This is a genomic window from Methylobacterium goesingense, from assembly GCF_022179225.1.
GTDB classification, from domain to species: Bacteria; Pseudomonadota; Alphaproteobacteria; order Rhizobiales; family Beijerinckiaceae; genus Methylobacterium; species Methylobacterium goesingense.
The window spans coordinates 1-2,921 of the sequence record NZ_BPQL01000124.1 but is presented as its reverse complement, the minus strand read 5'-3'; the positions used below and the strand labels follow the sequence as shown (position 1 = coordinate 2,921).

The following is a 2,921-nucleotide window of genomic DNA, read 5'->3' as shown; positions in this document are numbered from 1 at the left end:
GAGCAGGTCTCGCCCGGCAACGCGCTCACCGACAGCGGCACGATCGCCTTCACCGACGTCGACCTGACGGACGTGCACGGCGTCTCGGCCTCCGCCATCGGCACCACGCTGGGCACGCTCACGGCGGTAAAGTCCGCCGACACGACCGGCACCGGCACGGGTGGCGTGATCGCCTGGAGCTACAGCGTCGACGACGCCAAGGTGGAGTACCTCGCCAAGGGCCAGACCAAGGTCGAGAGCTTCACGGTCTCGCTCAGTGACGGTCAGGGCGGTGTGGTCACGCGCCAGATCGACGTCACGGTCACAGGCACCAACGACGCCCCGGTAATCGGTGCCGCCAAGCTGGTGGGCGCCGTGACCGAGCAGGTCTCGCCCGGCAGCGCGCTCACCGACAGCGGCACGATCGCCTTCACCGACGTCGACCTGACGGACGTGCACGGCGCCTCGGCCTCCGCCATCGGCACCACGCTGGGCACGCTCACGGCGGTGAAGTCCGCCGACACGACCGGCACCGGCATGGGTGGCGTAATCGCCTGGAGCTACAGCGTCGACGACGCCAAGGTGGAATACCTTGCCAAGGGCCAGACCAAGGTCGAGAGCTTCACCGTCGTTCTCAACGACAGCCAGGGCGGGGTCGTCTCCAAGCAGATCGACGTGACAATCACGGGTACCAACGATGCGCCGATCCTGAGCCAAGACACAGGCACGCATCGGGTGGGTGAGGCTGCGGGGGTGACGAACGGACCCGCGATCCTGTCCTCCTCGGCGAGCCTTGCCTTTACCGATGTCGATCTCACCGACACCCATACCGCTTCTGTGGCCCTCAACAAGGCGGTCTGGTCGGCCGGTAGCACACTCCCAACGGGGCTCGGCGTGACGTTGGCGGCCGCAGCCGTCACCACCCTCGCCGACAGCACCGGCAAGGGCGCGGGAACGATCGGCGTGGCCTTCACGCTCGCCGATAAGCTCGCGGACTTCCTGGCGGTCGGCGAGACTCTCACGGCCACCTACGACGTGAGCGTCGCCGATGCCTATGGGGCGGCCTCCAAGCAGCAGGTGAGCTTCACGATCCTGGGCGCCAACGACGCGCCCGTGATCGACATCTCCCGCTCGGTCACCACGGGTTCGGTGAGCGAACTGGCGGGCCGGACCGGCAGTACGATCCTCGATACCGCCGCTGGTAAGATCGCCTTCGCCGACATCGACTTCTCGGATCGTCCAACTGCCTCGGTCGTCGCCCAGACTATCGGCTCCACAGATGCCTTCGGCGCCTTCCACGCCCTGACGGCGGACCAGGCAAACGCGATCAAGGGCGCGTTCAGCCTGACCGCGGATCCGGCCGCTACGAATAACGGTCAGGTCGGGTGGAGCTTCAGCTTGGCTGACAACGCCCTTGACTTCCTGGGCGCTAACGAGCGCGTCACGTTGGTCTCGACCGTCCAAGTCGACGATCATCACGGTGGCTTGGTTAACCAGGCGGTGACGGTGTCGATCATGGGCACTAACGACGCTCCAACGGTCATGGCCGACATCGCCAGTGTGAAGGCCTTGCTGGGCTACACGAGTGTGGACGCCGCCCACGGGGTGCTAGCCAACGACTCCGACGTCGACGGCAACGGCCTGACGGTGTCGACGATCAGCAACGGCGTCGCCACCGCGGCGGTCACCTCGACCAAGGGCACAAGCATCGGGGGCGATTACGGTACCCTGACCATCAAAACCGACGGCAGCTACAGCTACGACCCGAATGTCTGGGGGCTCGTCGCCCAGAAGGTGCCGCCGGGCATCATTCCGATTGACAGCTTCACCTACACAACCAGCGACGGCAAAGGTGGCACCAGCACAAGCCAGCTCAATATGGTGACGACCTCCGCCTCGCAGGTCTACGTGCAGGGTAGTGACGGCAATGATACTCTGACGGCAACGCCCGACACCTCGGTAGTGGGTCGTCTCTTCGGGCGCGACAATGCCATGGTGCTCAATGCCGGCAATGGCAACGACACGCTGACTGGCGGCAAAGCTGACGACGTGCTCATCGCCGGTACCGGTGTCGATAAGCTCACCGGCGGCAGCGGATCGGACACCTTCGTGTTCATGAAGAACTTCGGCAAGGCGATGGTGACAGACTTCCAGCCGGTGATCGATCAGATCCAGTTCGATCACGGCACCTTCGCGAACTTCGCCGATCTGAAGAGCCACGCCGTTCAGGTAGGCGCCGACGTGGTGATCACGGCGGATCTCGACCACAGCGTGACGCTACAGAACACTCAGCTGAAGACCCTCTACGCGAGCGACTTCCACTTCGCGTAGCACCACATCTCAGATGAAAAGCGGCGCCGACGATGCTTCGTCGGCGCCGCTTCGTTTCAAGAACAGATAGGATTGGAGCGTGACGAGTCTCAAAGGTTCGGAAGAGCTGAAGGGCGCCATCGCGCATTGTCGCACAGCGTTCATCGGGGTGGCGCTGATGAGCGGGCTCGTGAACGTGCTCTACCTCACGGGCTCGTTCTTCATGCTCGAGGTCTACGACCGCGTCATCCCGAGCCGCTCCGTGCCCACCCTCGTGGGCTTGTGCGTGCTCGCCCTGGTGCTCTACGGCTTCCAAGGGATGCTCGAGACCCTGCGCGCCCGGGTGCTCGCCCGGGTCGGCGCGGCCCTCGACGAGTCGCTGAGCGGGCGCGTCTTCGACATCGTGGTGCGGGCGCCCCTCAAGGGCGCGGCGCCCAGCGACGGCCTGCTGCCCTTGCGCGACCTCGATTCCTTACGCGCCTTCCTCGGCGGCACCGGACCCGGCGCCTTCTTCGATCTGCCCTGGATGCCGGTCTATCTCGCGATCTGCTTCCTGTTCCATCCCCTGATCGGGGTCGCGGCGCTGGTGGGCGCCGGGGTGCTGGCGACCCTGGCCCTCCTCACCGACCGGG

At 65.4% G+C, this 2,921-nt stretch carries 1 protein-coding gene and 1 pseudogene; both read left to right on the top strand.

The window, feature by feature from the left end:
* Positions 1-2,310: VCBS domain-containing protein (locus MFF30_RS19950; protein WP_238281469.1), on the top strand; the 2,310-nt coding region annotated here is incomplete at its 5' end.
* Between the two features lie 157 nt (positions 2,311-2,467).
* A pseudogene (locus MFF30_RS19945) lies at positions 2,468-2,921 on the top strand (type I secretion system permease/ATPase); the annotation flags it as partial.